General features: G+C 44.7%; 28 protein-coding genes. 11 read left to right on the top strand and 17 right to left on the bottom strand.

The window, feature by feature from the left end:
- Positions 1 to 7: 7 nt before the first annotated feature.
- Positions 8 to 1516, bottom strand: a complete 1509-nt coding sequence (locus AC58VC_RS31065) for a replication initiation and membrane attachment family protein (protein ID WP_497374626.1) — start codon at positions 1514 to 1516, stop codon at positions 8 to 10.
- Between the two features lie 182 nt (positions 1517 to 1698).
- Positions 1699 to 2061, bottom strand: coding sequence for a winged helix-turn-helix transcriptional regulator (locus AC58VC_RS31060; RefSeq protein WP_497374624.1), 363 nt, complete (start codon positions 2059 to 2061; stop codon positions 1699 to 1701).
- Between the two features lie 124 nt (positions 2062 to 2185).
- On the opposite strand from AC58VC_RS31060, the gene AC58VC_RS31055 reads away from it, so the two are divergent.
- Positions 2186 to 3223 carry a zinc-binding alcohol dehydrogenase family protein gene (locus AC58VC_RS31055; protein WP_497374622.1) on the top strand — a complete coding sequence of 346 codons (1038 nt, stop codon included), beginning with the start codon at positions 2186 to 2188 and terminating at the stop codon, positions 3221 to 3223.
- 87 nt (positions 3224 to 3310) lie between these two features.
- On the opposite strand, the gene AC58VC_RS31050 is transcribed toward AC58VC_RS31055, so the two are convergent.
- Together AC58VC_RS31050 and AC58VC_RS31045 are read right to left on the bottom strand one after the other, a co-directional pair.
- The gene (locus AC58VC_RS31050) at positions 3311 to 4195 is read right to left on the bottom strand and encodes an alpha/beta fold hydrolase (protein WP_497374620.1); all 885 of its coding nucleotides are present in this window, start codon (positions 4193 to 4195) and stop codon (positions 3311 to 3313) included.
- A 72-nt stretch (positions 4196 to 4267) separates the two neighbouring features.
- Positions 4268 to 4552 carry a YuiB family protein gene (locus AC58VC_RS31045; RefSeq protein WP_161408695.1) on the bottom strand — a complete coding sequence of 95 codons (285 nt, stop codon included), beginning with the start codon at positions 4550 to 4552 and terminating at the stop codon, positions 4268 to 4270.
- Between the two features lie 179 nt (positions 4553 to 4731).
- Here AC58VC_RS31045 and hemQ point away from each other — a divergent pair, with 179 nt between their 5' ends.
- Entirely contained in the window at positions 4732 to 5478 is a 747-nt protein-coding gene (hemQ, locus tag AC58VC_RS31040) for a hydrogen peroxide-dependent heme synthase (RefSeq protein ID WP_497374617.1), read from the top strand.
- Between the two features lie 91 nt (positions 5479 to 5569).
- Here hemQ and AC58VC_RS31035 read toward each other — a convergent pair whose 3' ends face one another.
- Entirely contained in the window at positions 5570 to 5851 is a 282-nt protein-coding gene (locus tag AC58VC_RS31035; protein ID WP_145666801.1) for a hypothetical protein, read from the bottom strand.
- A 27-nt stretch (positions 5852 to 5878) separates the two neighbouring features.
- The gene (locus AC58VC_RS31030; RefSeq protein ID WP_497374615.1) at positions 5879 to 7069 is read right to left on the bottom strand and encodes an NAD(P)/FAD-dependent oxidoreductase; all 1191 of its coding nucleotides are present in this window, start codon (positions 7067 to 7069) and stop codon (positions 5879 to 5881) included.
- Between the two features lie 429 nt (positions 7070 to 7498).
- On the opposite strand from AC58VC_RS31030, the gene AC58VC_RS31025 reads away from it, so the two are divergent.
- Positions 7499 to 8500: an NAD(P)/FAD-dependent oxidoreductase gene (locus tag AC58VC_RS31025; RefSeq protein WP_497374613.1), complete on the top strand. Its 1002-nt coding sequence runs from the start codon at positions 7499 to 7501 to the stop codon at positions 8498 to 8500.
- Between the two features lie 355 nt (positions 8501 to 8855).
- On the opposite strand, the gene AC58VC_RS31020 is transcribed toward AC58VC_RS31025, so the two are convergent.
- Complete coding sequence (locus AC58VC_RS31020; protein WP_145666794.1) at positions 8856 to 9011, bottom strand: sporulation histidine kinase inhibitor Sda; 156 nt, start codon at positions 9009 to 9011, stop codon at positions 8856 to 8858.
- Positions 9012 to 9351: 340 nt separating this feature from the next.
- Here AC58VC_RS31020 and AC58VC_RS31015 point away from each other — a divergent pair, with 340 nt between their 5' ends.
- The gene (locus AC58VC_RS31015; RefSeq protein ID WP_497374611.1) at positions 9352 to 9513 is read left to right on the top strand and encodes a mechanosensitive ion channel protein MscL; all 162 of its coding nucleotides are present in this window, start codon (positions 9352 to 9354) and stop codon (positions 9511 to 9513) included.
- Positions 9514 to 9559: 46 nt separating this feature from the next.
- Here the strand turns inward: AC58VC_RS31015 and AC58VC_RS31010 are convergent, their stop codons facing one another.
- The gene (locus AC58VC_RS31010; protein WP_497374609.1) at positions 9560 to 10240 is read right to left on the bottom strand and encodes a glucosaminidase domain-containing protein; all 681 of its coding nucleotides are present in this window, start codon (positions 10238 to 10240) and stop codon (positions 9560 to 9562) included.
- A 149-nt stretch (positions 10241 to 10389) separates the two neighbouring features.
- Here AC58VC_RS31010 and AC58VC_RS31005 point away from each other — a divergent pair, with 149 nt between their 5' ends.
- Together AC58VC_RS31005 and AC58VC_RS31000 are read left to right on the top strand one after the other, a co-directional pair.
- Entirely contained in the window at positions 10390 to 11436 is a 1047-nt protein-coding gene (locus AC58VC_RS31005) for a methyltransferase domain-containing protein (protein ID WP_497374607.1), read from the top strand.
- A gap of 74 nt (positions 11437 to 11510) precedes the next feature.
- On the top strand, positions 11511 to 12194 hold the full coding sequence (locus AC58VC_RS31000) for a class I SAM-dependent methyltransferase (RefSeq protein WP_497374605.1): 684 nt from the start codon (positions 11511 to 11513) through the stop codon (positions 12192 to 12194).
- Positions 12195 to 12748: 554 nt separating this feature from the next.
- On the opposite strand, the gene erpA is transcribed toward AC58VC_RS31000, so the two are convergent.
- Both erpA and AC58VC_RS30990 read right to left on the bottom strand, forming a co-directional pair.
- A complete protein-coding gene (gene erpA, locus AC58VC_RS30995; RefSeq protein ID WP_145666784.1) occupies positions 12749 to 13120 on the bottom strand; it encodes an iron-sulfur cluster insertion protein ErpA in 372 nt (123 codons plus the stop codon).
- Positions 13121 to 13265: 145 nt separating this feature from the next.
- Positions 13266 to 13430, bottom strand: coding sequence for an aspartyl-phosphate phosphatase Spo0E family protein (locus AC58VC_RS30990; protein ID WP_497374732.1), 165 nt, complete (start codon positions 13428 to 13430; stop codon positions 13266 to 13268).
- 389 nt (positions 13431 to 13819) lie between these two features.
- Here AC58VC_RS30990 and mqnE point away from each other — a divergent pair, with 389 nt between their 5' ends.
- Both mqnE and AC58VC_RS30980 read left to right on the top strand, forming a co-directional pair.
- A complete protein-coding gene (mqnE, locus tag AC58VC_RS30985; RefSeq protein ID WP_497374603.1) occupies positions 13820 to 14920 on the top strand; it encodes an aminofutalosine synthase MqnE in 1101 nt (366 codons plus the stop codon).
- Between the two features lie 45 nt (positions 14921 to 14965).
- Positions 14966 to 16030, top strand: coding sequence for an NAD(P)/FAD-dependent oxidoreductase (locus AC58VC_RS30980; protein ID WP_497374597.1), 1065 nt, complete (start codon positions 14966 to 14968; stop codon positions 16028 to 16030).
- Positions 16031 to 16038: 8 nt separating this feature from the next.
- Here AC58VC_RS30980 and AC58VC_RS30975 read toward each other — a convergent pair whose 3' ends face one another.
- Entirely contained in the window at positions 16039 to 16293 is a 255-nt protein-coding gene (locus AC58VC_RS30975; protein ID WP_497374594.1) for a YuzB family protein, read from the bottom strand.
- Positions 16294 to 16390: 97 nt separating this feature from the next.
- Between AC58VC_RS30975 and AC58VC_RS30970 the strand changes: the two genes are divergently transcribed.
- Positions 16391 to 16636 (top strand): NifU family protein, encoded by a 246-nt coding sequence (locus AC58VC_RS30970; RefSeq protein ID WP_161408686.1) that lies wholly within the window; start codon positions 16391 to 16393, stop codon positions 16634 to 16636.
- A gap of 54 nt (positions 16637 to 16690) precedes the next feature.
- On the opposite strand, the gene AC58VC_RS30965 is transcribed toward AC58VC_RS30970, so the two are convergent.
- The 4 genes from AC58VC_RS30965 to AC58VC_RS30950 all read right to left on the bottom strand — a co-directional run bounded on the left by AC58VC_RS30965 (position 16691) and on the right by AC58VC_RS30950 (position 19838).
- Entirely contained in the window at positions 16691 to 17479 is a 789-nt protein-coding gene (locus AC58VC_RS30965) for an SDR family oxidoreductase (protein ID WP_497374592.1), read from the bottom strand.
- A gap of 7 nt (positions 17480 to 17486) precedes the next feature.
- The gene (locus tag AC58VC_RS30960; protein WP_497374590.1) at positions 17487 to 18197 is read right to left on the bottom strand and encodes a Cthe_2314 family HEPN domain-containing protein; all 711 of its coding nucleotides are present in this window, start codon (positions 18195 to 18197) and stop codon (positions 17487 to 17489) included.
- Between the two features lie 156 nt (positions 18198 to 18353).
- Positions 18354 to 19253 (bottom strand): COX15/CtaA family protein, encoded by a 900-nt coding sequence (locus AC58VC_RS30955; protein WP_497374588.1) that lies wholly within the window; start codon positions 19251 to 19253, stop codon positions 18354 to 18356.
- Between the two features lie 240 nt (positions 19254 to 19493).
- Positions 19494 to 19838 (bottom strand): thioredoxin family protein, encoded by a 345-nt coding sequence (locus AC58VC_RS30950; protein ID WP_497374586.1) that lies wholly within the window; start codon positions 19836 to 19838, stop codon positions 19494 to 19496.
- Between the two features lie 186 nt (positions 19839 to 20024).
- On the opposite strand from AC58VC_RS30950, the gene AC58VC_RS30945 reads away from it, so the two are divergent.
- Positions 20025 to 20864, top strand: coding sequence for an SPFH domain-containing protein (locus tag AC58VC_RS30945; RefSeq protein WP_161408681.1), 840 nt, complete (start codon positions 20025 to 20027; stop codon positions 20862 to 20864).
- 12 nt (positions 20865 to 20876) lie between these two features.
- A complete protein-coding gene (locus tag AC58VC_RS30940; protein ID WP_497374584.1) occupies positions 20877 to 21065 on the top strand; it encodes a type II toxin-antitoxin system antitoxin in 189 nt (62 codons plus the stop codon).
- A 53-nt stretch (positions 21066 to 21118) separates the two neighbouring features.
- On the opposite strand, the gene AC58VC_RS30935 is transcribed toward AC58VC_RS30940, so the two are convergent.
- Both AC58VC_RS30935 and AC58VC_RS30930 read right to left on the bottom strand, forming a co-directional pair.
- Positions 21119 to 21535, bottom strand: coding sequence for a DUF4183 domain-containing protein (locus AC58VC_RS30935; RefSeq protein WP_497374582.1), 417 nt, complete (start codon positions 21533 to 21535; stop codon positions 21119 to 21121).
- Positions 21536 to 21565: 30 nt separating this feature from the next.
- Positions 21566 to 21823, bottom strand: coding sequence for a DUF4183 domain-containing protein (locus AC58VC_RS30930; protein ID WP_497374580.1), 258 nt, complete (start codon positions 21821 to 21823; stop codon positions 21566 to 21568).
- Between the last annotated feature and the right edge of the window lie 255 nt (positions 21824 to 22078).

The following is a 22078-nucleotide window of genomic DNA, read 5'->3' as shown; positions in this document are numbered from 1 at the left end:
GTGCTCGTCAGTTCTTCCGATTAAAGCGCTCATCCAGCTTCTGCGCCATCCTTCTTGCAGCCTCCAGCTCTTCTTCGGACAGTCTGGAAGAAGCTGCAGCGCCTGCATCCGGGACCACAATCGGGATGTGCGGCTTCTGCGTCTTGCCTTGCCGACCTCTGGTCACGGAGCCTCCACCGGCCTTGGCAGCCTCAACTTTGGATGCAGCTTTCTGTTTATAGCTGATTTTCTCGCGCACATACTCCACAGCTTGCTCGTACGTGATAATTTGCTTGCCGAGCATATCCGAAGCAACCGCTTCAATCGAAGACTTCGCCCAAGAGCGGCGATCGATGTGCAGGAAATGGATCAATACATTGATGACTTCTTCGTTTAACTTATAATTCAAATCAATCTTCTCAAATATATTAAGTACGCCGTCAGGAATAGAGCCCTGTGTAAAGAACATTTTCAGGACTGCTGTATACGGCTCGTTACGCATAATGTAGTTGTATTGATGATCCGTGCATTCGCCGCGCAGCTGCTGCGGTACTTCCAAATAATACGCCATCTCAACTGATTTCTCGTCAGTCTGTTCGACTGAGTCCTCGGCTCCAGCCTCTTCCGACCTGGATATTGTTCGTTCTCTTTCCTCATCACGCTTCTTGCTTTGCCTATAAAAGAGGTTCGCGTTGTACTGCATGAGATCCATCTGCAGCTCGCCTTCTTCGCTAAACACGCCATCTTCATCGAGCAATCGGCATGTTTCCTGCAGGGAAAGATTATACTTCTTGGCCACGATATTAATGGCCGCCATCTGATCTGGCTTATGCTTGAGCGCTTCGACGAAAATCCGATTACTCGCTCCACGCGGGAACCTCATGATAATGTCTGCATACTGGAAGCCTTTGGTCGTGACATCCATTCGAGCCTCACCCTGTTTGCTGGCAGAAGCTTCATATAGCGCTTGCTCCAACTCATAATCAACCACTTGGGTATTAAGCCTGAATAGATCATAAAAGGGAACTGATAGATTCTCTTCCGTTGCTTCGCGGCACTCTTCTGGCTCCGGCGCCAGCAAATCTTCCCGAAGAGAGAGCAGCATGAACTTCCCGACCTTGTCGCGGAGCAGCAGTGTCAAATGCTGATTCCGGAAAAATTCATTGGGGCCAAGCGGCGCGAACAACGTGTAAACAAAAATATAATCTTCTTCATCCGCCAAAAACTTGCGAGTTGTCTGCAAGAGGCCAATGGCCTCAAGCTTGGAAGATTGCTCAATCAAATACTTCCGGCCTCGTTCTCCCTGCTCAAGGTCAAGCAGCAGAAATAGCTTGCGCTGCTGCTCTAACGGCGAAAATCCGACCTTTTCCGCACTCATCTGCTGGTAGAGAGCCTGATAGAGGCTTATAGCCAAACCACCGATCATTGGCTGATACATCATCGCCAACATTTTAAAATCCAAACTGCTTAAAGAAAATTCACGGCCTACACAAAACCTGTGATTCTCCGTGAAATGCAGCATATTCGTCATTCTCATCCGATTACAGCACCATCCTGCCTAGGCTCAACCGATTGCCTGCCATTCTGCCGGCATCTCGGTTTCTCTCTACTAGTCTACCACAAAAATCGACATGCTTGGTATCTACTAGAGAAAGATAATATTACCTAAAATGAAAAAACCAACCTTTCGGCTGGCTGGATTAGCTTCTTAGATGCCTCTCAGCTTTCGATGGAACATTCCGAATTTTGTTGAAACTTACTGCCCCATTCTTTCATTAACAAAATAATCGGCGTCAAGGTTTGACCAAATTCCGTCAATGAATATTCCACTTTGGGAGGCACTTGGTGATACACCTCGCGATGGACGATGCCGTCCTCCTCCAACTCCCGCAGCTGCAAGGTTAGCATTCTTTGTGAAATAGATGGACAAATTCGTTTGAATTCATTGAATCTTTTGGTGCCATCGATCATGTGATAGAGGAGTACGCCCTTCCATTTCCCCCCGATAACATCTAATGTATATTCTACAGGGCAGCCTTCTCGATCTCCTGTGCTGCCATAGCCGGTTTCGCGATCGCGCATAATGCTTTGGCACCTCCTTAGTATACAAATTGATACTATACCACACGAATGTGCGTACTTCCTATTTTAGAATGAATGAGCTACACTGACAACATTATAACTATCATTTATAGGAGATGAGCATATGACTTCCCAAGAAACTATGAAAGCCGTAGGACTTTTCCGTTATCTTCCTATTGATCATCCTGAAAGCCTTATTCACGTTGACATCGAGAAATCGCTGCCCACTGGCAAGGATCTGCTGATCAAGGTCAAAGCCATTTCAGTGAATCCCGTAGACACGAAAGTACGTGCTCCGAAAGAGAAAACAGAAGACGCACCTCGCATTTTGGGCTGGGACGTCGCGGGTATTGTGGAGCAAACCGGACCGGATTGCACCTTGTTTGAACCGGGTGATGAGGTCTATTACGCCGGCAGTATAACACGCCCCGGCGGCAACAGCGAGTTCCACCTCGTTGACGAACGGATCGCTGGGAAGAAACCGAAATCGCTGACCTTCGCCGATGCCGCCGCGCTTCCGTTAACAGCCATCACCGCTTGGGAAGCGCTCTATGACCGGCTTGGTGTGTCACGACATACACATGACAACGCCGGCAAAACCATACTGATCATCGGAGCAGCTGGTGGTGTGGGCTCTATCGCCACGCAGTTCGCGAAACTTGCCGGATTAACTGTCATCGGTACTGCTTCACGCCCTGAATCCACGCAATGGGTGAAGGAGATGGGGGCCGATCATATCATTAACCACTATGATGCTTTCTTAGCTCAATTAAACGCGATCGGCCTAACTGACGTTGACTATATCCTCTGCTTAAATAGCACAGCTCAGCATTGGCAGAATATGGCTGACGCGATCGCTCCGCAAGGGAAAATCTGTTCGATTGTAGAAACCGATCAAGCGCTGAATATGAATCTATTGAAAAACAAGAGCGTCACATTCGCCTGGGAATTGATGTTCACGCGTGCGATGTTTCAAACATCGGACATGATCGAACAGCACAAGCTGCTTAATGAAGTAGCCGGGCTAGTCGATAGCGGATCTCTGCGCAACACAGTGACTCAGAGGTTAACGCCAATCAATGCTGCAAACCTGCGCAAGGCGCATGCCATGCTTGAGGAAGGCCACACGATAGGCAAAATTGTTCTGGATCATTTTGAATAAAAGAAATGGGGTTGCCTCAAGGTCTGATTACGACCTTTGGACAACCCCTTGTCTATAAGAAGCTTTGCTTATTCAGACGTACCCGATTCAGTCAGGTGAAATCACCGGCTCCTCATTTCCACGGGTATCCTCTCCGTACATGGCAGGATTCATCTTCTGCGCAATCGACAAGTCGAGTAGCCCCCGATCTGTGTGCTGATCTTCCAGACTTTCTACCCACAAACGGATCAAATCATTCATCTTGGCTGCGCTTTTGATCGGAATTTGATGCTTCGCATCCTTTAAGAAATAGAGCGAGCTATGAGGGAGACCCTGGTGAAGCAAATTCGCATACCGATGAAAAGAACGATCCTTCGTACCATACATCAACAAGATCGGATGCTTAATATTGCGGAGTCGATGCGTGCATGTGTAGTTAAGGGCTTGCTTAAAATACATGCAAACATCATCGGACGTGTCTTTCAGGGAGCTTTCGTACAGCTGCTGATACGTTGCCGTATTGTCTGCGTTTCCATTCGTGATCGCTTTTTTCAACAGATTCATAAGTAAATTCGGGCCGGTCATATTACACGCCATCCACACCCTGATTTTGTTATACACATCAGTCATTTCCGACATACCGCTCACCACGATTCCCCCTAGGAAACGCTCAGGATAAGCTAGAAGCGCTTCCAGCAGGATCATCCCACCAGTTGAATATCCGCAAAGGTAAGCCTGTTCAATCCCTATTTCATCCAGCAGCATGCGAACATCCCTTGCCATTAACTCAATGCTGAGCGGGCGTTCGGAAGCTTGACTGGCTCCATGCCCACGAATATCAAAAGTGATCACCTGAAAATGCTGAGATAACTGTTTTTTTTGATAAAAGAAAGCCTCCGAAGTCAACAGAGGCGGATGAATAAACACGATCGGGGTGCCGGTTCCTGAAATCTCATAATTCAGAATCGTCCCTTTTAAATGGGCAAAAGGCAAAGTCGTCTCCTCCGTAAGGTCAAGTTCAAGAACTTCACTTTATCGTAGCCCGCTTTGCCTTTTATTATTACACTAGAACATTTTAAATCCTTTGATACGTAATGTTTTGATGGCTGATCCGCTAAGAATAGCGCCAACCAAGCCGCCGATGGCCGGAACGATATCAACAATCGTAAAGCTATCCCCGCTTGATAGAAAAGAGGCCGACCCCATTGACCCGTAAATCACGACTCCAATGACCAGAGCGATAAACGCATAGAGTGGAAACCAAGTGGTCTTCATCAGCATGTTCAAAATAAAACCGATTCCAAAGAATAACACCATCATTAAGACAGTGGCGATAATCATCTGCAGCAATGTCTGATCCCCCTAATTATGAAACTCAACTTCCGCTTTCTTTTCATTGTAATCCACGAGATCGCACAGGTAAAGTGTACACAAATTGAACATTTTCCAATTCACCCTTTGTTCATTTGCCCTTTCCCCATGAATTGGATACAATGTAGGGGATATTAGCCTTGAATGGAGGAACACTCATGAGTGAAGCCGTACAAACGCTGGAAGGCTGGTATGCGCTCCATGATTTCCGAATGATTGACTGGAACGCATGGCATGCCGCAACCCCGCAAGAGCGTAAATATGCAACGGAAGAGCTGAATACATTCCTGTCCGAGTGGCAGCAAATTGAAAACGATAAATTAGGCAGCACTGCCGTATATAGCATCGTTGGACAGAAAGCTGACTTTGTATTCATGCAATTACGCGAAACGTTAGAAGAATTGAATGATTTGGAAAATGCTTTTAATAAATCCAGCTTCGCTGCTTTTACAATCCCGGTATATTCCTATGTTTCTATCGTAGAATTAAGCAGTTACCTGGCTAAACCTGGGGTTGATCCTGCGGAAGACCCAGAGATTCAAGCTCGGTTGAAGCCAACGCTGCCTAAAACGAAGCATATCTGCTTCTATCCGATGAATAAACGTCGCGAAGGCAATGACAACTGGTACATGCTCCCTGCAGATGATCGCAAAACGATGATGCGCAGTCATGGCATGATTGGCCGTACATATGCGGGTAAAGTGAAACAAATCATCACGGGTTCTGTTGGTCTGGATGATTGGGAGTGGGGCGTAACGCTGTTCTCCGATGATCCTCTGCATTTCAAAAAGCTCGTGTATGAAATGCGTTTTGACGAAGTGAGCGCACGTTTCGGTGAATTCGGTGATTTCTATGTAGGTAACCTGCTTACACCTGAGAAGTTTACTAAACTCATTACGATTTAAAATCATGCAGAAGGATGGACCTCGTGTCTGTCCTTCTTTTTATAGTAAAAAAAAGAAAGCCTGCCCTCTGAGAGCAAGCTTTCTTTATGGTTTATTCCTCATCATCGTCGTCGCGCAGCGCAGCTGCAAGTTCGGCTTCCATCTGCGCTTTGCGTGCTAGATACGCCTCGGTATCACGGTCACGCTGACGACTCTTTTCCTTCAACCGTTCGATGGCTGGAAGGATGAGAATATCAATTTCCTTTTGTACAACAGCTACATGATCGTAACGTTTCTCCGTCTCCAGAAAATGACCGACTTCAATCAGTCCATTGTAACGATCCAGCTCATCCCGGGTAAGAAGTCCTCTTACTTGGACACTGCAGTGCCGCATAACGATCCCCCCGATTACGAATGATGACTAGAAACGCCCTTTACGAATAACGAGCGGAATTCCGCCGATAATGTAGAGGTATCTCATATCAACCACTTTTTTCATCATGGCTGCTACATTACCTTTGAGTTTACGAGAACCAACAATACCGATGGCTTGTCCTTTACCTAAGGAAGCAACTGTACCTTTGTTGGAGAACTTGAATGTTTTCATCTGCGAACCGCGAATGGAAGCAATCAGGTTATGAGCTACTGCTTCCCCTTGCTGCATCGCGATTTGTGCTGTTGGAGGATACGGTCTGCCTTCCTCATTCATGACGATCGAACAGTCACCTACCACATAGATATTATCGAATTGAGGAGCACGCAGGTACTCATCTACTTTAATTCTGCCGCGCATCGTTTCGAATCCAGCCTCGTCCAGCATGTGGTTACCGCGGATACCGCCTGTCCAAACAACCGTTGCAGCTTTGATAAACTCATCGCCTGCGATAAGAACACCTTCCGGCGTGCATTCTTTGATCGCTGTGCCGATTTTGAACGTGATACCTTTGTCTGTCAAAATTTTCATTGCATACTCAACCAGTTCAGGATCAAAGCCTGGCAGCGCTGTTGGAGCAGCTTCAATATTATAAATCTTCACAAGGGAAGGATCGACGTCGAACTCTTTGCAAAGCTGTGGAATACGATCTGCAAGCTCACCAATGAATTCAATACCAGTAAATCCAGCTCCACCGATAACGAACGTCAGGTAATCTTTGCGGTCCGGCTCGCGCTTGTATTTCGCGAATTGATATTCAATATGCTCGCGAATGAAGCGAACACTGTTGATACTGCGGATATTCAGCGCGTTTTCTTTGAGTCCAGGGATACCGAATGTTTCAGCTTCGCCACCAAGACCGATAACTAGGTAGTCATAAGAAAGCGTACCGTCTTCGAGAATAACCTTTTTCTCATGCGGACGGATTTGGGTAACAGTCGATTTCACGAAATCCACTTTGAACTCATCAATTAATTTCAGAATGTTCACGCGTGCATTTTCAGGATTATCTGTCCCAGCAGCAGGCATATGGAGATGCGTGGTAATGTAGTGGTAATCATGCTTGTTTACGAGTGTTACATCAGCTTCGTTGTAATTTAATTCCTTTTGCAATCGAATTGCAGAAAGAATCCCGCCGTACCCGGCTCCTAGAATAACGATTCTTGGTATTCTACTCATGTCTCTCTCACTTCCATATCCGATTTTATTGTCCCATGGTTTCTCTATCTTGTGAAAATTTACACAAACAGCTTCGAAAGTGGTATACTGCCTCTAGTTTGCTCTCACACGCAGTGATTTATGATCAAAAAGCATCAAAAAACACAAATTTAGTCTAAACATGGTAAACCGATTCTCATGATATAATATAATTTAAATTAGTAAAGATCAAGTGCTATTTTGGCTTAAAATCAAGCTTACAGCCGCTTCTGGCGTGTCCAACCATTGTAAGCATTACTTATCATATTTATAAGCGATTTATATAAAGAAATCACACTTTTCTGTTTCCTTCAATAGAAGAGACGTTTATAATGGAATAATGATTGTGGCAATTCTTGCAATTCTCAGAATAATGCCACATCAAAGGAAATGAATCGGAGGAGTTTAACAATGATCGAGAAAGAAACTAATCAAGACATCGTCGATATTATCGTCGTCGGTGGGGGACCTGCTGGGATGTTCGCATCCTTCTACGCTGGAATGCGCCATGCGTCCGTGAAAATTATTGAAAGCATGCCGCAACTAGGTGGACAGCTTGCCGCGCTTTACCCTGAGAAGTACATTTATGACGTAGCCGGATTCCCGAAAGTAACGGCGCAAGATTTAGTCAATAACTTACTAGCTCAAATGAAACACTTTCCTATAGATGCTTGCCTAGAAGAGAAAGTACATCAAGTAGTTAAGAAAGAAGAGCGTCTCTTCGAAATCACAACGGACAAAGGTACGCACACTAGCCGCGCCGTCATTATCACAGGCGGAGTTGGCGCATTCGAACCGCGTCGCTTAGAACTTCCGGAAGCAGCGCAATTCGAGAAAAAGAACTTACACTATTTCGTGAACGATTTGAATGCTTTTGCCGGTCAAAAAGTGTTGATCAGCGGTGGCGGGGATTCCGCGGTAGACTGGGCGCTAATGCTCGAGCCAATTGCTGAGAAAGTTACACTTATCCACCGTCGTGATAAATTCCGTGCTCACGAGCACAGTGTGGAAAACCTGATGAACTCCAAAGTAAACATCGTAACACCTACAGAAATTACGAAGCTTCAAGGCAGCGACCGTATCGAGCAAGTTACACTGAAAGATATCAAATCGGGCGAAGAAACCGTTCATGATGTCGATGCTGTAATTGTTAACTTTGGATTCGTATCTTCCCTTGGACCGATCGCTGAGTGGGGTCTTAACATTGAGAACGGTTCGATCGTCGTAGACTCCAGAATGGAAACGAACATTCCGGGAATCTTCGCTGCAGGAGACATCACAACATATCCGGGCAAATTGAAATTGATTGCTGTTGGCTTCGGTGAAGCACCTACGGCAATTAATAACGCCAAAGTTTATATTGACCCGACTGCTAAGCTTTCACCAGGACACAGCTCGAATTTGAAATTTTAATTCTTAATCTTTCTACATAAAAAGGGGTATTCTATACCTAATCTTCGGATTAGGAGGAATACCCCTTTGTCATCTATATGTCCGGTTTGCAATGGCCTGCAGGAATTAACCACCGAATGCCCCGTGTGTTCACATGCTATGTGTGATGGCGGCAGACTAAGCGACTACCTTGGTCCCTACTCCCCCTATCGGGAGATTGATGAGTACTCGATGTCTGATTCGGATGGCATGTTGTCAGGTCATGGTGGTAAATGCCTTCATTTGCTCAATTGCCCCGATTGTATGCACAGTTTAACCATTCAGATACCAAATCTATGAGCATAAACTCTCGTAGATGAAGTAAAAGGTAAATACGCTAGTTGAGCGGAGCTTCATCCCTGATGTAGACCTGCAGCTTCAAGTTCCGTCTCTGGATTTCGGCGAGCAATAGATCAACAAAATCTGATTCTAGTCTCAAATCCAGTGCTTTGTAATAAGAGTCGATCAATGTTTCGTCGCTAATTTGTCTCACTGAAATCACCTTTATTCTATAATTTGTAATTATATTATCATGGGGTTAAAAATAGAACAACTGTTCCGTTATCCACAGAAAGTTGTGTATATCCTGTGGGTAAATTGTTGATATCCCCCCTAAACGGTATGATTGCTTGGGGGATACTGTGTATAAAGTTATACACATGCTAGAGTACTCCAATATCGATAAAAAAAATTGATCGCTTATTTTGTAAAAATCCGCGGAATACTTAATATTTCCTTAACGAAGTTCACAAAATTGAAAAGAAATTTTAATCGCCCGTTAATATTCATTGCATATAATAGGACTAGAACGTTAATTAAAGGAGAGATAGCCCATGATCGTCTACGATATTGTATTGAATGGTGAAATCAAAGAAACGATTAAACCTAAAAAGAACCGCTTGAAAGAAATCTATTCGTATATGCTAGATCAAACAAAACTTATGAAAGCCAAATATGGCGAGAACGTAAAAATTAAAGGCCGCATCGTGTACTAGGAATGATTCCCCGTCACATGCGGCTCTTTTTTTTCGACTATGTGGTTTAGATAATTCCTTTGCGATGGAGCACCGTTAACAATCGGTAAAAATCATAGCTTCCGTCTTTGGGGGTATCGATCAGACCTGCCTTAACCGCCGCATCAACCGCAGCTTTGGCCCATACGGGCACTTCCTTTAGCGCCGCTTGTCCCTCTAATGCGCTCACTCTGGTCTGTAAGGCTGCTATTTGCGCCTGCAGCTGCTCTAACATTTTCACAACCTCCTCATCATATCTCGTTAATCCATTTGTTTGTATCAAATTATTCAGCTTACTTGCGTAAGCGATATCCGTAGCGTATCCACTGCTTTGCAAAGCTTGTGTTTGTTCTCCTGGGCTTGTGGCATTCCTTACACGGACATATCGGGGGAACTGAAAGAGGAGATCTTGATCCCGAAAACCTGCCTCAATCGTCGGATACGCGCGGAAATCACTAGGCACATTATCGTAACGCACTCCGTTTACCATCTCCCACGTCAAGGCCGATACTCTGTCACCAGACCAATAAGGCGTAAGCACACCGCTGCCCACCTTGTAACCTACCAAGTTGTTCCACGCATTCACTTTCCCGCCTGTCTCCAGAATTGCCTGAGCAATACGTACTGATGGGAATATCGGAGAATTATCCAAACGAAGTTTTACAGCAATCGGAGCAATCAGCTCGATAAATGCTTGTCTAGTTGCCATGTACTCACCCCCTTCTCCTAGTTCAAGCTAGTACTCTTTCATTCTATTTTATTCTTCTATGAGCAAAAGGTTCCCCTAATAAGGATTCAAGCCCTCTTTACTTTTACCTTAGGTTAAGGTTTAGTAGGGGAAGGAGGGTTGATTTTAGGATGAAAATTAAAGAATTAGCAGAGAAGCTTAACATTTCTCCAAGAACGATTCGCTTTTATGAACAAAAAGGGCTGATCTCTCCTCACAAACAGGAGCACAATTTATATAGAACATTTACGGAAAAGGAAGTATGGAGGTTACAAACGATTATTTCTCTGAGAGAAGCTGGGATGACAATTGAGGATATTAAAAAAGCATTACCTCAAGCTGATGACGAGGATACCGAGCAGCTTCAGTATTATTTGGAAATGCAGCGGTCAATCATCTTTTCCCAGTGGCTGGAGTTAAAACAAATTATTGAAACTACGGATACGATGATCGATCTTTTAAAATATCAACCAACACTTCCATTAGACGATATTTTCATGCTCGCCGAAGGGTCCAAACGATTAAGAGAGACCAGAAAAAATTGGAACGATAAATGGAATTTCGACCATCAAGCCATCACACATGACAACAATGTTGCTAATAATGATAGAGAATATAAGGACTACGAGAAAGCCCTTCAAACTACAGTAGACTGGGTTGCCCCAAAGGCTGGTGAACGGGGACTCGATATTGGAACAGGTACGGGGAATTTAGCTGGGAAGTTTCTGAATAAGGGTATTCAAATGGCTGGGATTGATCAATCCAAAGAAATGCTGAAGCACTGTGGACGCAAGTATCCGCAGATGGAGCTTAAGCTCGGGAACTTTCTTGCGCTCCCTTATCTAGATGGTCAATTTGATTTCATTGTAACTAGCTTTGCCCTGCACCACATTTCAGATGAACAAAAAGTATTGGCTCTAAGCGAAATGCGCCGCGTATTGAAACCACACGGTCGAATTTGCCTTACGGATTTAATGTTCGAAAATGAATGTCATAAGGAGCAGTACATAACTGAATTAGAGCACCAAAATAGAACCGACGACATACAGTTGATTCTTAATGAGTACTACGCAATGAGCTCTGCGCTGCTCAGCTGGTTTGACGAGAACGGTTATATCACCAAACATAAACAACTGAATGAGCTGCTCACTATGGTTTATGCGGTTCCAATCCGCTAAATAAATGTTGACCTTCTCCTAACGTCACTCCTTACGATGGATGTGTATCGTTAACCTAAGGAGGAGTTTGACCAATGCCTGATCATGATTCTATTTACAAATCAGAAGCGGAAACTTATGATTTGCTTATTTCTAAGCAGCCAAGTCTCTTTGATGTAATCGAAAGCATTCAACCCGTTGAAGGTCTGGACATCTTAGATCTAGGTGCTGGCTCAGGAAGATTGACCCGTGTGCTTGCCCCAACAGCCAAATCAATCTTGGCCATTGACGCATCAGAAGCCATGTTACAAGTAACAGCAGATAAGCTGCAAGAAGCCGGTTTACTTAATTGGGCTACACAGGTTGCCGACCACCGAAAGCTCCCTGTCCATGATAACAGCTACGATTTAATCGTATCCGGCTGGAGTATCTGTTATTTAGGGAGTTCAAACATTCCAAATTGGAAAGAAAACATTCATCAGGTCATGGCGGAAATAAGGCGAGTACTTCGCCCTGGCGGCAGCGTTATTATTTTCGAGAATTTCGGAACGGGATCCACCGTCCCCAATCCTCCGAGTTTTTTGCGCGCCTATTACGATTTGCTTGAAAATGAATATAGAATGTCCCATACGTGGATTCGGACTGATTATCAATTTGACAGCTTAGCAGAGGCTGAGCGGTTGAGTAGATTTTTCTTTGGGGATGATCTAGCTCAGCAGGTTGTTAGTGAAGGATGGACACAACTTCCGGAGTGCGCGGGAATTTGGTGGCTGCGCTAGAAGTCAAACACAGCATAATATCCAGTTCTTCGAGCCATACTGCGCGATTGCGATTGATGGTTGTTGGGGAACTACAGGGCGCTATTTTTACAAATTGGCCATTTTCTCGTTTGGTGCGGAACTACAGGGCTTTAATTGTCTTTGTGACCCTTATTGGGGCTGAAAAATCAGGAAATAGAGGACCACAGTTCCCACTCTTCAGAGTGCGGTACCGTAAAGCAAAAAAAAGAAGCAGCAAAATCTGCTGCTTCTTAGCTTATATAAATGAAGAAGACCGGATGCTTCTATACATTAACCTTAAAATGATTCCAGGATACTTTTTACCAATAAGAACGGAAGCGCGCCAATGGAGATAAAAGCATAAAAAAATCCTTGCAGAAAATTTTTGAAAAGTTTCACCAAAATCACTCCCATCTAAATTCGTCAAGATTGTGAACTTTCTTCAATTATACTCCTTTGTCAGCAGAGTTTTATGAAAATAAGATTAAATCTTTCAAAGCTCGTCCAAAAAAGGGTAAAAAAAAGAGAGCAGCTACAAGCCGCTCTCATCCTTATTAAGCTTCAACCTTGTCATCACAAGGCTCAGGTGTTCCTTCATAATCCGCCGGTTTGAAGGAAGATCCGCAACCACACGATGCTACCGCATTTGGGTTGTTGATGGTGAAACCGCCGCCCATCCCTTTGTCCTCGAAGTCGATTTCGACGCCGTACAAATATTTGGAGCTATCTGAATCCACCACAACCTTCACGCCGTGAATGGTAAACTCTTTATCGTCATCCTTCTGATCATCGTCGAAGCCCATACCGTAAGAAAAGCCGCTGCAACCACCAGCTTTAACACCTAGTCGCAAGAACAGGTTCGGTGACTCTTCTGAAGCCAAAAGTTCTTTAATTTTATCACTCGCTGATTCGCTAATGTTGATCATAACGGAAATCCCTCCTTAATGTTTCCCATCGTAGAAAACTGGCATTATCCATAAATTTCGTAATGCTTACTATCAAGTATACTCCTATTCGGTGCATTGCTCAAGGGCAGGTGCGCATACATGACTAGGCATTGTTTCCACGGGCTTACTGCTTGCGTTGTGTTGCATAATATTGCAATAGTAACTGATCCAGTTCTCGACTACACCGCTGCACTTCAGGATGCAGGAAACCATATTCAGTGCCTAAAGTCACCATTTGGCCTCGAAGCTGTTCGATTGCTATATCTAATCGTTCCTGCAATTCGGTCACGAAATATGTTGGCACGATATAATCACCTTTTAGCCCTACGTAATCACATTGCAATAGTATACAGGAATTTGTTAATATTGGGAATAACCTTTTTACGAATTTGATAGCAAAATTTGTAGATTTCCTAGATTGTCAATTTATGTCCATGTTCATCATATTGCCCCCTCCCACATGGAGGTTTATAATGATTACGATGGGTTGTACGTATATTGAAAAACCGTAGAGAGCCTTTGAGCCAAACTCAAAGCTCCCTATATGTGTGAATTCCTGAACCGAACTGGCTGACAGGTAGGCGAGCCACTCACACCGCAAAAGGCGCATGAGATCATCTGCTGATGGATGCGTCGATTCTTTATGTGCTTTATTTTAATTTCATAGGAGGAATAAAGATGAGTGTAATTACCACAGACCCGATCAAACGGATGGCAGAAATTGCCGACAAAGTTGAGCACGGTCAACGTCTTTCCTTGGAAGATGGACTGTTTTTGTATGAATCGGATGATCTTCTGAGCATAGGACAAATGGCAAACAAAGTAAATACGCGATTGAACGGAAACAAGGTTTATTTTGTACAAAATATGAGTTTATATTTCACGAATGTGTGTGAGGAGCATTGTGCTTTTTGTCATTTCCGCCGCGATGAAGGCGAAGATGGTGCATACACCCTTACGCCAAGCCAGATGTTAGACTATGTAGCTGAACATTTTAACCCAGAAATTAGAGAGTTCCATATTAGCCAAGGGCATAATCCTCATCTGCCTTTTGAATATTACGTTGATTGTATTCGCCAATTGAAAAATGCCTACCCTGATGTGACCATCAAAGCGCATACCGCGGCAGAAATCGAATTTTTCTCACGCATCAGTGGCCTAAGCTACCGAGATGTCTTGAAAACGTTGATGGATGCAGGTCTGTCCACACTTCCAGGCGGCGGAGCCGAGATTCTAACGGAGCGCTACCGGTCCAAAATGAAGGTCGAAAAAGCCTCTTCGGAAGAATGGCTCGATGTTCATCGCAACGCGCATTTGCTTGGTATGAAAACTCACGCAACGATGTTGTACGGGTCGATTGAAACGAAGGAAGAGCGCATTCGCCATATGATGCTTTTACGCGAACTGCAAGACGAAACGAACGGGTTCCTGGTATTCATTCCGAACTCCATCCAACCTGCTAGCAAAACCGCGGGCCTCAAAAGACGTGTACCCGCATGGGACGAGCTGAAAACCATCGCAATTAGCCGTTTGATGCTGGATAATTTCCCTCATATCAAAGCTTACTTCATTAATATTGGTACGAAATTGACTCAGCTTTCCTTCACATTCGGTGCTTCTGATGCGCATGGAACGATTGTGAAAGAGAAAATTTCACACGCAGCCGGCGCATTATCCCCAGAAGGTCTTACAAGGGACGAGCTTGTTTGGTTAATTCAAGGTGCTGGACGTACAGCCGTTGAACGCGACACCTTTTATAATGAAATTAAAGTGTATTAGTCATACTAGAGAAGAGAGAATAGTCAAGAAGGGATACGGAGTGTAATGAAAAAATTTGTGATTCTCGGAGGAGGTTATGGCGGTCTGACCATAGCCTTAAACATGTTGGAGAAAGATTTGCCGGAAGATACCATACTGGAAATGATCGATCGCAGTCCTTTTCAAGGACTAAAAACGGAATATTACGCGCTTGCTTCAGGTACAATTGCAGAAACACATATTCGAGTGGCTTATCCGGATGATCCTCGTTTATTGCTAACTTACGGAGAAGTCTCCTCGGTTGATTTGGAGAAGAAGGAAATTCTTTTTGAAGATAGAGAACCTATTACGTATGATTGGCTTGTAATTGGTCTAGGCTGTGTAGATAGCTATCATGGCATCACGGGTGCAAGAGAATTCTCGTCCAGCATTCAAACGTTGGCCCAAACTCGCGCTACGTACCAACGCATTAATAACATTGTCCCTTACGGACAAGTTACCATTATCGGTGGCGGTCTAAGCGGTGTCGAGATGGCTGCGGAGTTAAGAGAAAGCCGGTCAGATCTGAACATTCGACTCATCGACCGCGGTCCAAGCCTTCTGTCTGCCTTCCCAAGCAACCTGCAGCAATATGTGCGGGAATGGATGGTTGAGCATCATATTGAGCTTCGTCCAAATGTATCGCTATGTCGTCTGGACGGTGGAGATTTGCACAACGGGGATGAGATCATTCAAACAGATGCGACAATCTGGACAGCAGGCATTCAGCCGAATCCAATTGTTGAAGCTCTGAACGTACCTAAAGACCGTCAAGGGCGTATCCTGTTAAATGAGTATCACCAAATTCCAGATCATAAAGACGTGTATGTTGTCGGCGACTGTGCTTCCCTGCCCTTCTCTCCAAGTGCGCAAGCGGCACAAGCGCAAGGCAAGCAGATTGCTGAAGTCATGCAAGCGATTTGGAAAGGCGAAACGCCGCGGCTTGGTGAAATTAAGCTCAGAGGCACACTAGGTTCACTCGGTAAAAAAAGCGGGTTTGGTATCATGGGCAAACGTACACTAATGACTGGCAAAATTGCCCGTATGCTAAAAAGTGGCGTTCTCTGGAAATCGAAACGCCACTTCGGGTAAGTTTAGGCTCAATCGCTTAGCAGATCGTACATTGCTTCAATATCTTTGATCTTAGCTAGAATGAGTTCGTGAAGCAGATCCGCGTTCTCTGCGGCAATGATTTCGCCGTTCAACAGCGCATAGGGCTCCATGTAGCACTGTCCGCAATTACCAAGACAGCCATATTCTATGACATCATAGTCAGGATTTTGTTCTAGTGCTTTCATGACTTTCTCTGTTCCATTGTGCATGTTGCTGGCGCAAAACTCTATGATTGGTCTCATAATAAAAATTCCACCTTATGTCGATATATTCAAGTTGAAAACCATTTTCATTTAATCATTATTGTAATATAATATTAAAAGAAAGGAGATGAATCAAATGTCTGAAAAAACAAAAGAAGCTGTTTATGATGAAGTCCTTGAGGTTTTAGATAAACTTCGTCCTTTTCTACAACGCGATGGCGGTGACGTGGATCTCGTTGACGTAGAAGACGGTATTGTGAAGCTGAAACTGATGGGTGCTTGTGGAAGCTGCCCGAGTTCAACGATTACGTTGAAAGCTGGTATCGAACGCGCACTTGTTGAAGAAGTTGAAGGTATAACTGAAGTCGTGCAAGTGTTCTAATACGACTATATCATAAGAAAGAGCTTACCTCCATGGTAAGCTCTTTTTGTTCATTTATTTGCGCTGATTAAGCACCGGCAATGGCTGAATCGGGTCGAGCCCACCAGATATATCCATGATGTTGCCTGTGATGAAATCAGAAGCTGGCAAGCATAAAAATTCGATGACTCTGGCCACATCCTCGCCAGTCCCCGGTCTTCCAACCGGCGTTTCCCCATCAACTTCCAGCCGGGCCTCCTGCATCGTTCTTTCTTTATTTTTACCTCGAATGTCGCCTGGACAAATCATATTCACGGTGATCCCGTGGCTGGCTTCTTCTTCAGCCAGCGTCTTCGTGAAGGAGACAAGGCCTACCTTGGCTGCCGCGTATACGGCGCGATGTGTCCAGCCCCTGGCTTCGGCAGCTTTTCCAAATCCAAAATGGATAATGCGCCCCCACCGTTTCTCCCTCATCATTGGCAATACCAATTGATCAAGCTCCATAACGCCAAGCAAATTGCCGCGCATTAAATATTCAATTTCATCGACACCATAGTCAGCAAAGAATCGCCGCTCCCGGAAAAAAGGTCCTGCATTATTCACGAGAATATCAATCGGGCCAAGCTGCGTCGTTGTTTGTTCCACCATGCGTGTAATGTCTTCGCGCTTAGCGACATCGCCTTGGACGGCAATACTACGAACACCAAGATCTTGTAAGTGATGGACAAGCTCAGCGGCTTCCCTCTCACTATTCACATAATTAACAGCCACCTGACAGCCTTGTCTAGCCATGGTGATGGCGGTCATTTTGCCGAGTCCTTTCGCACTGCCTGTAATAAGAACCGTTCGGCCTCTTAATTCCATGGTCCCCTTACCCCTTTGCAATACTAGCCGTAATATAAGAGAATGCTATAGTTAAGGTTCGGCAAACCATATCAAATCCCTGCTGGAGATCAGCCACATTTGATTTTACATTCTCGACATGAATCCGATCCCCAGGATACGGTTCCTTTTGCATGAGATCATCCAACATCTCGGCATTAATATAGTGAATCTCCATATTGCGTTGATTACGCAGACGATCGAGCGGAGATTTAAAATCCATTTTGAGCGTATATAGCTGAACTTCGAGTGCCTCGTGAATTTTCTTCTCATGCATCCTGCGCAATACCGTAAAGTACGAATACCGCACCTTCAGCACCTCAGTTTTTAGCTCAAATAAATCATTCATGAATGTACCCAATTTGTCCAAAATGGAAAATAGACGAATGAACGCATTTTTGAAAAAATAGACGAAAAGACGGTAGGCTTCCATCTCTTGCGCGTTCATATCCTCCAGGAACAGTTTATCAATATGCTCAGCGTAACGCTCACAGCAGTATTTGCTCTGCTCAAGCTCATCTAGGGCATCAATGAACCCTTTACTCCAGATCGCTTGCCGGTGGTACTTCGGGTAGTCTGAAGCTGTGTGGTGATGTTCCTTCGATTCCAGATGTTCGATAAACACTCTTACCGCATTGCCAGCCTCCAGCAGAAGTCCGCTGTCTACCCGTTTTGGTTCATTGAACAATACTCGCAGCATGGGTACACCCCCTTTTTTAGTAAGCTTAACGTATGAACAACAATAGAAGTAAGTATAGGCATAAATAAAAAGAAATAGCCCTCTCTATAAATAGGAAGGCCTCTTCTCCCACAAAACGGTTCTGTCATGTTGCCAGAAGCCAGCCCCATCCGGGCCTTATGCTTTGCGATCATATAGCGTAAGTACGCATAAATAACACAGGAATCCAAACATACAAGAAACGATTACAGCATGCACCATGCCAGTCAATAAATAAGCAAGTTCATTCCCCATTGACCAAGTGACAACAGCTCCGCTGATAACTTGCAGGGAAACTAGGATCAGTGCCCATTTGCTGCCAAAACGCAATTTGTCTGAGCTCTGGTAGTAACGTTTGGCTTGTAAGTAAAGGAACAGAATGCACAGAAACAGCAGTAAAGCCGCTATCCGATGAGTAAAAACAATGCCAGTCGCGCCGCTAAGTTCAGGGATGACTTCTCCATTGCACAATGGCCAGCCTGAACATCCGCCTGAGGAGACTGTATGACGGACGAAAGCACCCAAGTAAACAACAATATAGCTGTAAATCGCTGTTATCCATACGAACGCCTTAAAGGAACTGCGAATGGCTGTATCTCTTTGAAATTGGCCCCAAGGTGTAAACACAAGCGCAAGGAGCAAGGAAAATGCAAATGCAAGCAGCGATAAGCCAAAATGAAGTGCCAGTACAAGTGAAGATTGCGGCCAAACGACGGCGAGTGCGCCCATTACGGCTTGTACCAATGTCATAACAACGGTTCCAGTGATGAAGTATTTCGCATCTTTTCGTTTGACATAACGAAACACTAGAATGAATGTGGCAATCAGGATTAGCGTCACGATACCGACGACCAGTCGATGACTGTACTCGATAAACGATGATATCGTATGCGCTGGGACGAATTTCCCATGACATAGCGGCCACTCGTCTCCGCAGCCTCTGCCTGCGTCGGCCTTTGTAACCAAGGCGCCCATTGCGAGAATGAGAAACATGCCTATGGCGGACAAATTCGCTAGCCTTTGAATCAGTTTTTGCATGATTGCACCTACTTTTACGTCGTGACTTCTGTGAATATTGTCGAAATTATGTTTGGTTCGTTTTCAATTATATCTTTAAAAAGTTGGCAAATCCATTCGCAATTGTTACAAAGCTCCGAAACCAAGCATGTTCGGCTAAACTCGTGGCGAAGTTGTGATTTTCACGCGGTTTGTAAGGACTGTAATGGTTGACATAGCTAAAAAAACGGCTCTGATTAGAGCCGTTTCTTTTGCTTTTATTTATGGAGCAAGCGCACTGGATACTTCGAGAGCCCGATCAAGGAACTGCTCAATTTCATCGCGTGTTTTACGTAATTTACTGACGAAACGTACAAGCTCTTTGCCATCGCGGAAGGCGATAAAGCTTGGAATACCAAGAATGTTCAGCTGCTCACACAAATCCGGCACTTCGTCACGATCGAGCTCAACAAAAGTAATTCGCCCCGCATAAGCCTCTTCTACAGCTGGCATGAAGGGATTAATAAAGTGGCAGTCCTTGCACCAAGTAGCTTTAAATACAGCAACCGTCAATCCGGGTTGCGAGATTTGTTCTTGAAAAACTTGTTCATTGGAAATTTTCAACATCATGAGCACCTCACTGCTAAGAATTTATTAACTTATAGCATGCCCCAAATAGTGTGTCAAGATATACGAATGACATCATCTTCCTTTTCAGTTATATTTACATTATTAGTAAAAAGTGATATCATTATTATATCAAGATAATATCCAAATGAAATCGCTACTCCAACTTGAAAGGGTGTTGCTTACATGAACGAAAAACAAGCTTGGTCCATTAACGGATTTCTAGGTATTTTGTTATTTATTATTGGCGGAGGATTAGGGGTTTTACTCCTTACACAAGAACGAATTGCGCCAGGTATCATTTTAATCATACTTGGCATTATCTTTGTTTCGACGATTACGGCCGTTCAGCCGAACGAAGCTTCCGTTGTTACGTTCTTCGGCAGTTACTTAGGCACGATCCGGAAGAGCGGCTTGTGGCTCATTGTCCCATTTTCAAATAGAAAGAAAATTTCCTTACGGGTTCGCAATTTTAACAGCGTCAAGCTGAAAGTTAACGATATCGAGGGCAATCCGATCGAAATCGCGGCCGTCGTCGTGTTCAAAGTGGTCGATACGTACAAAGCGCTTTTTGATGTGGACAGTTATGAGAAGTTCGTTGAAATTCAAAGTGAAACAGCGCTCCGCCATGTAGCTAGCAAGTATCCTTACGACCGTTTCGACAGCGAAGGTTATTCGCTCCGGGGGAATGCCGATGAAGTAGCCGCTGAGCTGAGCCTTGAACTTCAGCATCGTCTCTCCGTTGCAGGTGTCGAAGTCATGGAGTCTCGTCTCACTCACCTTGCTTACTCAACGGAAATCGCAAGCGCGATGCTTCAGCGTCAGCAAGCCTCAGCGATTCTATCCGCCCGCCAAACGATTGTGGACGGAGCTGTCGGCATGGTTCAGATGGCCATCTCCCGCCTCGAAGCCGAAGGTTTGCATTTGGATGAAGAGAGAAAGGCGGCCATGATCAACAATTTGCTAGTAGCCATTGTATCGGACCGCTCAGCGAGTCCGGTCATCAATACCGGCTCGCTTTACTAAACGGGCACCGCTATGGCTTCTAAGAAAAACTTCGCGCTCCGACTCGATCCCAAGCTCTATGAAGCATTGGAGCGCTGGGCGGAGGATGAGTTCCGGAGCGTCAACAGCCATATTGAGTATTTGCTTCGGGAATCGATGCAGCGTGCGGGGCGGTTGCCTCGGCCAAACATCAGTCAGCCCCAACCGGAGGAATCGGACTGAATGCTGTAAAAAAAACATCCCTACTAGCCTAGGCTAGAGGGATGTTTTTTGTATTACGCAAAAACCGTAATTGTCGGTTCAGTAATTATCGGCTGTATGGTAACCGTAGAAGTCGTAGTTGAGAAATCGGAGACTTCGAGAACGACTGGAGTACCAACTGCTGCATCTATTGTGGCTAAAACCAGAGATGCTGTTGTAAGCGTGGACAATCCTCCCTCTTGCAGCACACCGTTGACATATACGTTGTAGTAACCGTCTGTCGGCGGTGCAGGAAGGTCTGTAATCGCTTCGCCATTGTCATCTAAGAAACTTGCTGCGGGAATCGTTGTATTCGTTGTTATCATACCTGATGTAAGAAATGCGTTAAATCTAGTTACAACTGGGTCGACCGTTGTTTCAACTTCAGTTCCACTAGCCGTTGGTGCCGTAGCTGTTGCGGTCAAATGAAGTTTAATCAGAGACGCTACCATAAATTCACCCCCTTCCCTAATTCACAATAGCTATCTATAGATGCGAATACTTTGGACAATGATGGGGACTCCTTTTTCTGGAACATCCTCTGAGGTCAAAGTTAAAGAACCTTCCCGTATGCGATATAACGTTCGCGGCTGAAGCACACCGTTCACAAAAACTTGTCGATAAGAGATGATCTTCGGGCTCGGAATAGATTGAATCCCATAATCAGGAACCTGATCCTCATTGGTATATATCCTTTTCTCCCCATCGGAAATGGCATAGAAGAAATAAGTCTGCGCCAAATATTTGACTCTTAGACGTTTGATTCTATGCCTGGACTTCTTTTTTCGTCGTTTGGACGCCTTCTTAGGACATGGACGACAACTTGCCACATGCATGTTGATACTGATGTAAATCACCCCGCCAACGCTGACTTCTGTTAGTTCATTTTATGCATAAAGTCATGCCAGTAATTGGATTTTATTATCAGGTTCTTCCCCCATTTATGGAAAAAAGTAGCCTTAAATACCTATAATCCGCACATACCTACGGGAAAA

It is taken from the genome of Paenibacillus sp. J22R67 (assembly GCF_059692175.1).
This window is presented reverse-complemented; position numbering and strand designations above follow the sequence as displayed.

Bases quoted from the DNA above. Each gene is read 5' to 3' on its own strand.
- AC58VC_RS30955 (WP_497374588.1), bottom strand. From the start codon at position 19,253: ATGCAAAAACTGATTCAAAGGCTAGCGAATTTGTCCGCCATAGGCATG.
- AC58VC_RS30960 (WP_497374590.1), bottom strand. From the start codon at position 18,197: ATGCTGCGAGTATTGTTCAATGAACCAAAACGGGTAGACAGCGGACTT.
- AC58VC_RS31005 (WP_497374607.1), top strand. From the start codon at position 10,390: ATGAAAATTAAAGAATTAGCAGAGAAGCTTAACATTTCTCCAAGAACG.
- AC58VC_RS30975 (WP_497374594.1), bottom strand. From the start codon at position 16,293: ATGAGACCAATCATAGAGTTTTGCGCCAGCAACATGCACAATGGAACA.
- AC58VC_RS31060 (WP_497374624.1), bottom strand. From the start codon at position 2,061: ATGCGCGATCGCGAAACCGGCTATGGCAGCACAGGAGATCGAGAAGGC.
- AC58VC_RS30935 (WP_497374582.1), bottom strand. From the start codon at position 21,535: ATGGTAGCGTCTCTGATTAAACTTCATTTGACCGCAACAGCTACGGCA.
- AC58VC_RS31010 (WP_497374609.1), bottom strand. From the start codon at position 10,240: ATGGCAACTAGACAAGCATTTATCGAGCTGATTGCTCCGATTGCTGTA.
- AC58VC_RS30945 (WP_161408681.1), top strand. From the start codon at position 20,025: ATGAACGAAAAACAAGCTTGGTCCATTAACGGATTTCTAGGTATTTTG.
- erpA (WP_145666784.1), bottom strand. From the start codon at position 13,120: ATGATCAACATTAGCGAATCAGCGAGTGATAAAATTAAAGAACTTTTG.
- AC58VC_RS30950 (WP_497374586.1), bottom strand. From the start codon at position 19,838: ATGTTGAAAATTTCCAATGAACAAGTTTTTCAAGAACAAATCTCGCAA.
- AC58VC_RS31055 (WP_497374622.1), top strand. From the start codon at position 2,186: ATGACTTCCCAAGAAACTATGAAAGCCGTAGGACTTTTCCGTTATCTT.
- hemQ (WP_497374617.1), top strand. From the start codon at position 4,732: ATGAGTGAAGCCGTACAAACGCTGGAAGGCTGGTATGCGCTCCATGAT.
- AC58VC_RS30940 (WP_497374584.1), top strand. From the start codon at position 20,877: ATGGCTTCTAAGAAAAACTTCGCGCTCCGACTCGATCCCAAGCTCTAT.
- AC58VC_RS31035 (WP_145666801.1), bottom strand. From the start codon at position 5,851: ATGCGGCACTGCAGTGTCCAAGTAAGAGGACTTCTTACCCGGGATGAG.
- AC58VC_RS31030 (WP_497374615.1), bottom strand. From the start codon at position 7,069: ATGAGTAGAATACCAAGAATCGTTATTCTAGGAGCCGGGTACGGCGGG.
- AC58VC_RS31065 (WP_497374626.1), bottom strand. From the start codon at position 1,516: ATGAGAATGACGAATATGCTGCATTTCACGGAGAATCACAGGTTTTGT.
- AC58VC_RS31015 (WP_497374611.1), top strand. From the start codon at position 9,352: ATGATCGTCTACGATATTGTATTGAATGGTGAAATCAAAGAAACGATT.
- AC58VC_RS30980 (WP_497374597.1), top strand. From the start codon at position 14,966: ATGAAAAAATTTGTGATTCTCGGAGGAGGTTATGGCGGTCTGACCATA.
- AC58VC_RS30965 (WP_497374592.1), bottom strand. From the start codon at position 17,479: ATGGAATTAAGAGGCCGAACGGTTCTTATTACAGGCAGTGCGAAAGGA.
- AC58VC_RS31025 (WP_497374613.1), top strand. From the start codon at position 7,499: ATGATCGAGAAAGAAACTAATCAAGACATCGTCGATATTATCGTCGTC.
- AC58VC_RS30970 (WP_161408686.1), top strand. From the start codon at position 16,391: ATGTCTGAAAAAACAAAAGAAGCTGTTTATGATGAAGTCCTTGAGGTT.
- mqnE (WP_497374603.1), top strand. From the start codon at position 13,820: ATGAGTGTAATTACCACAGACCCGATCAAACGGATGGCAGAAATTGCC.
- AC58VC_RS31000 (WP_497374605.1), top strand. From the start codon at position 11,511: ATGCCTGATCATGATTCTATTTACAAATCAGAAGCGGAAACTTATGAT.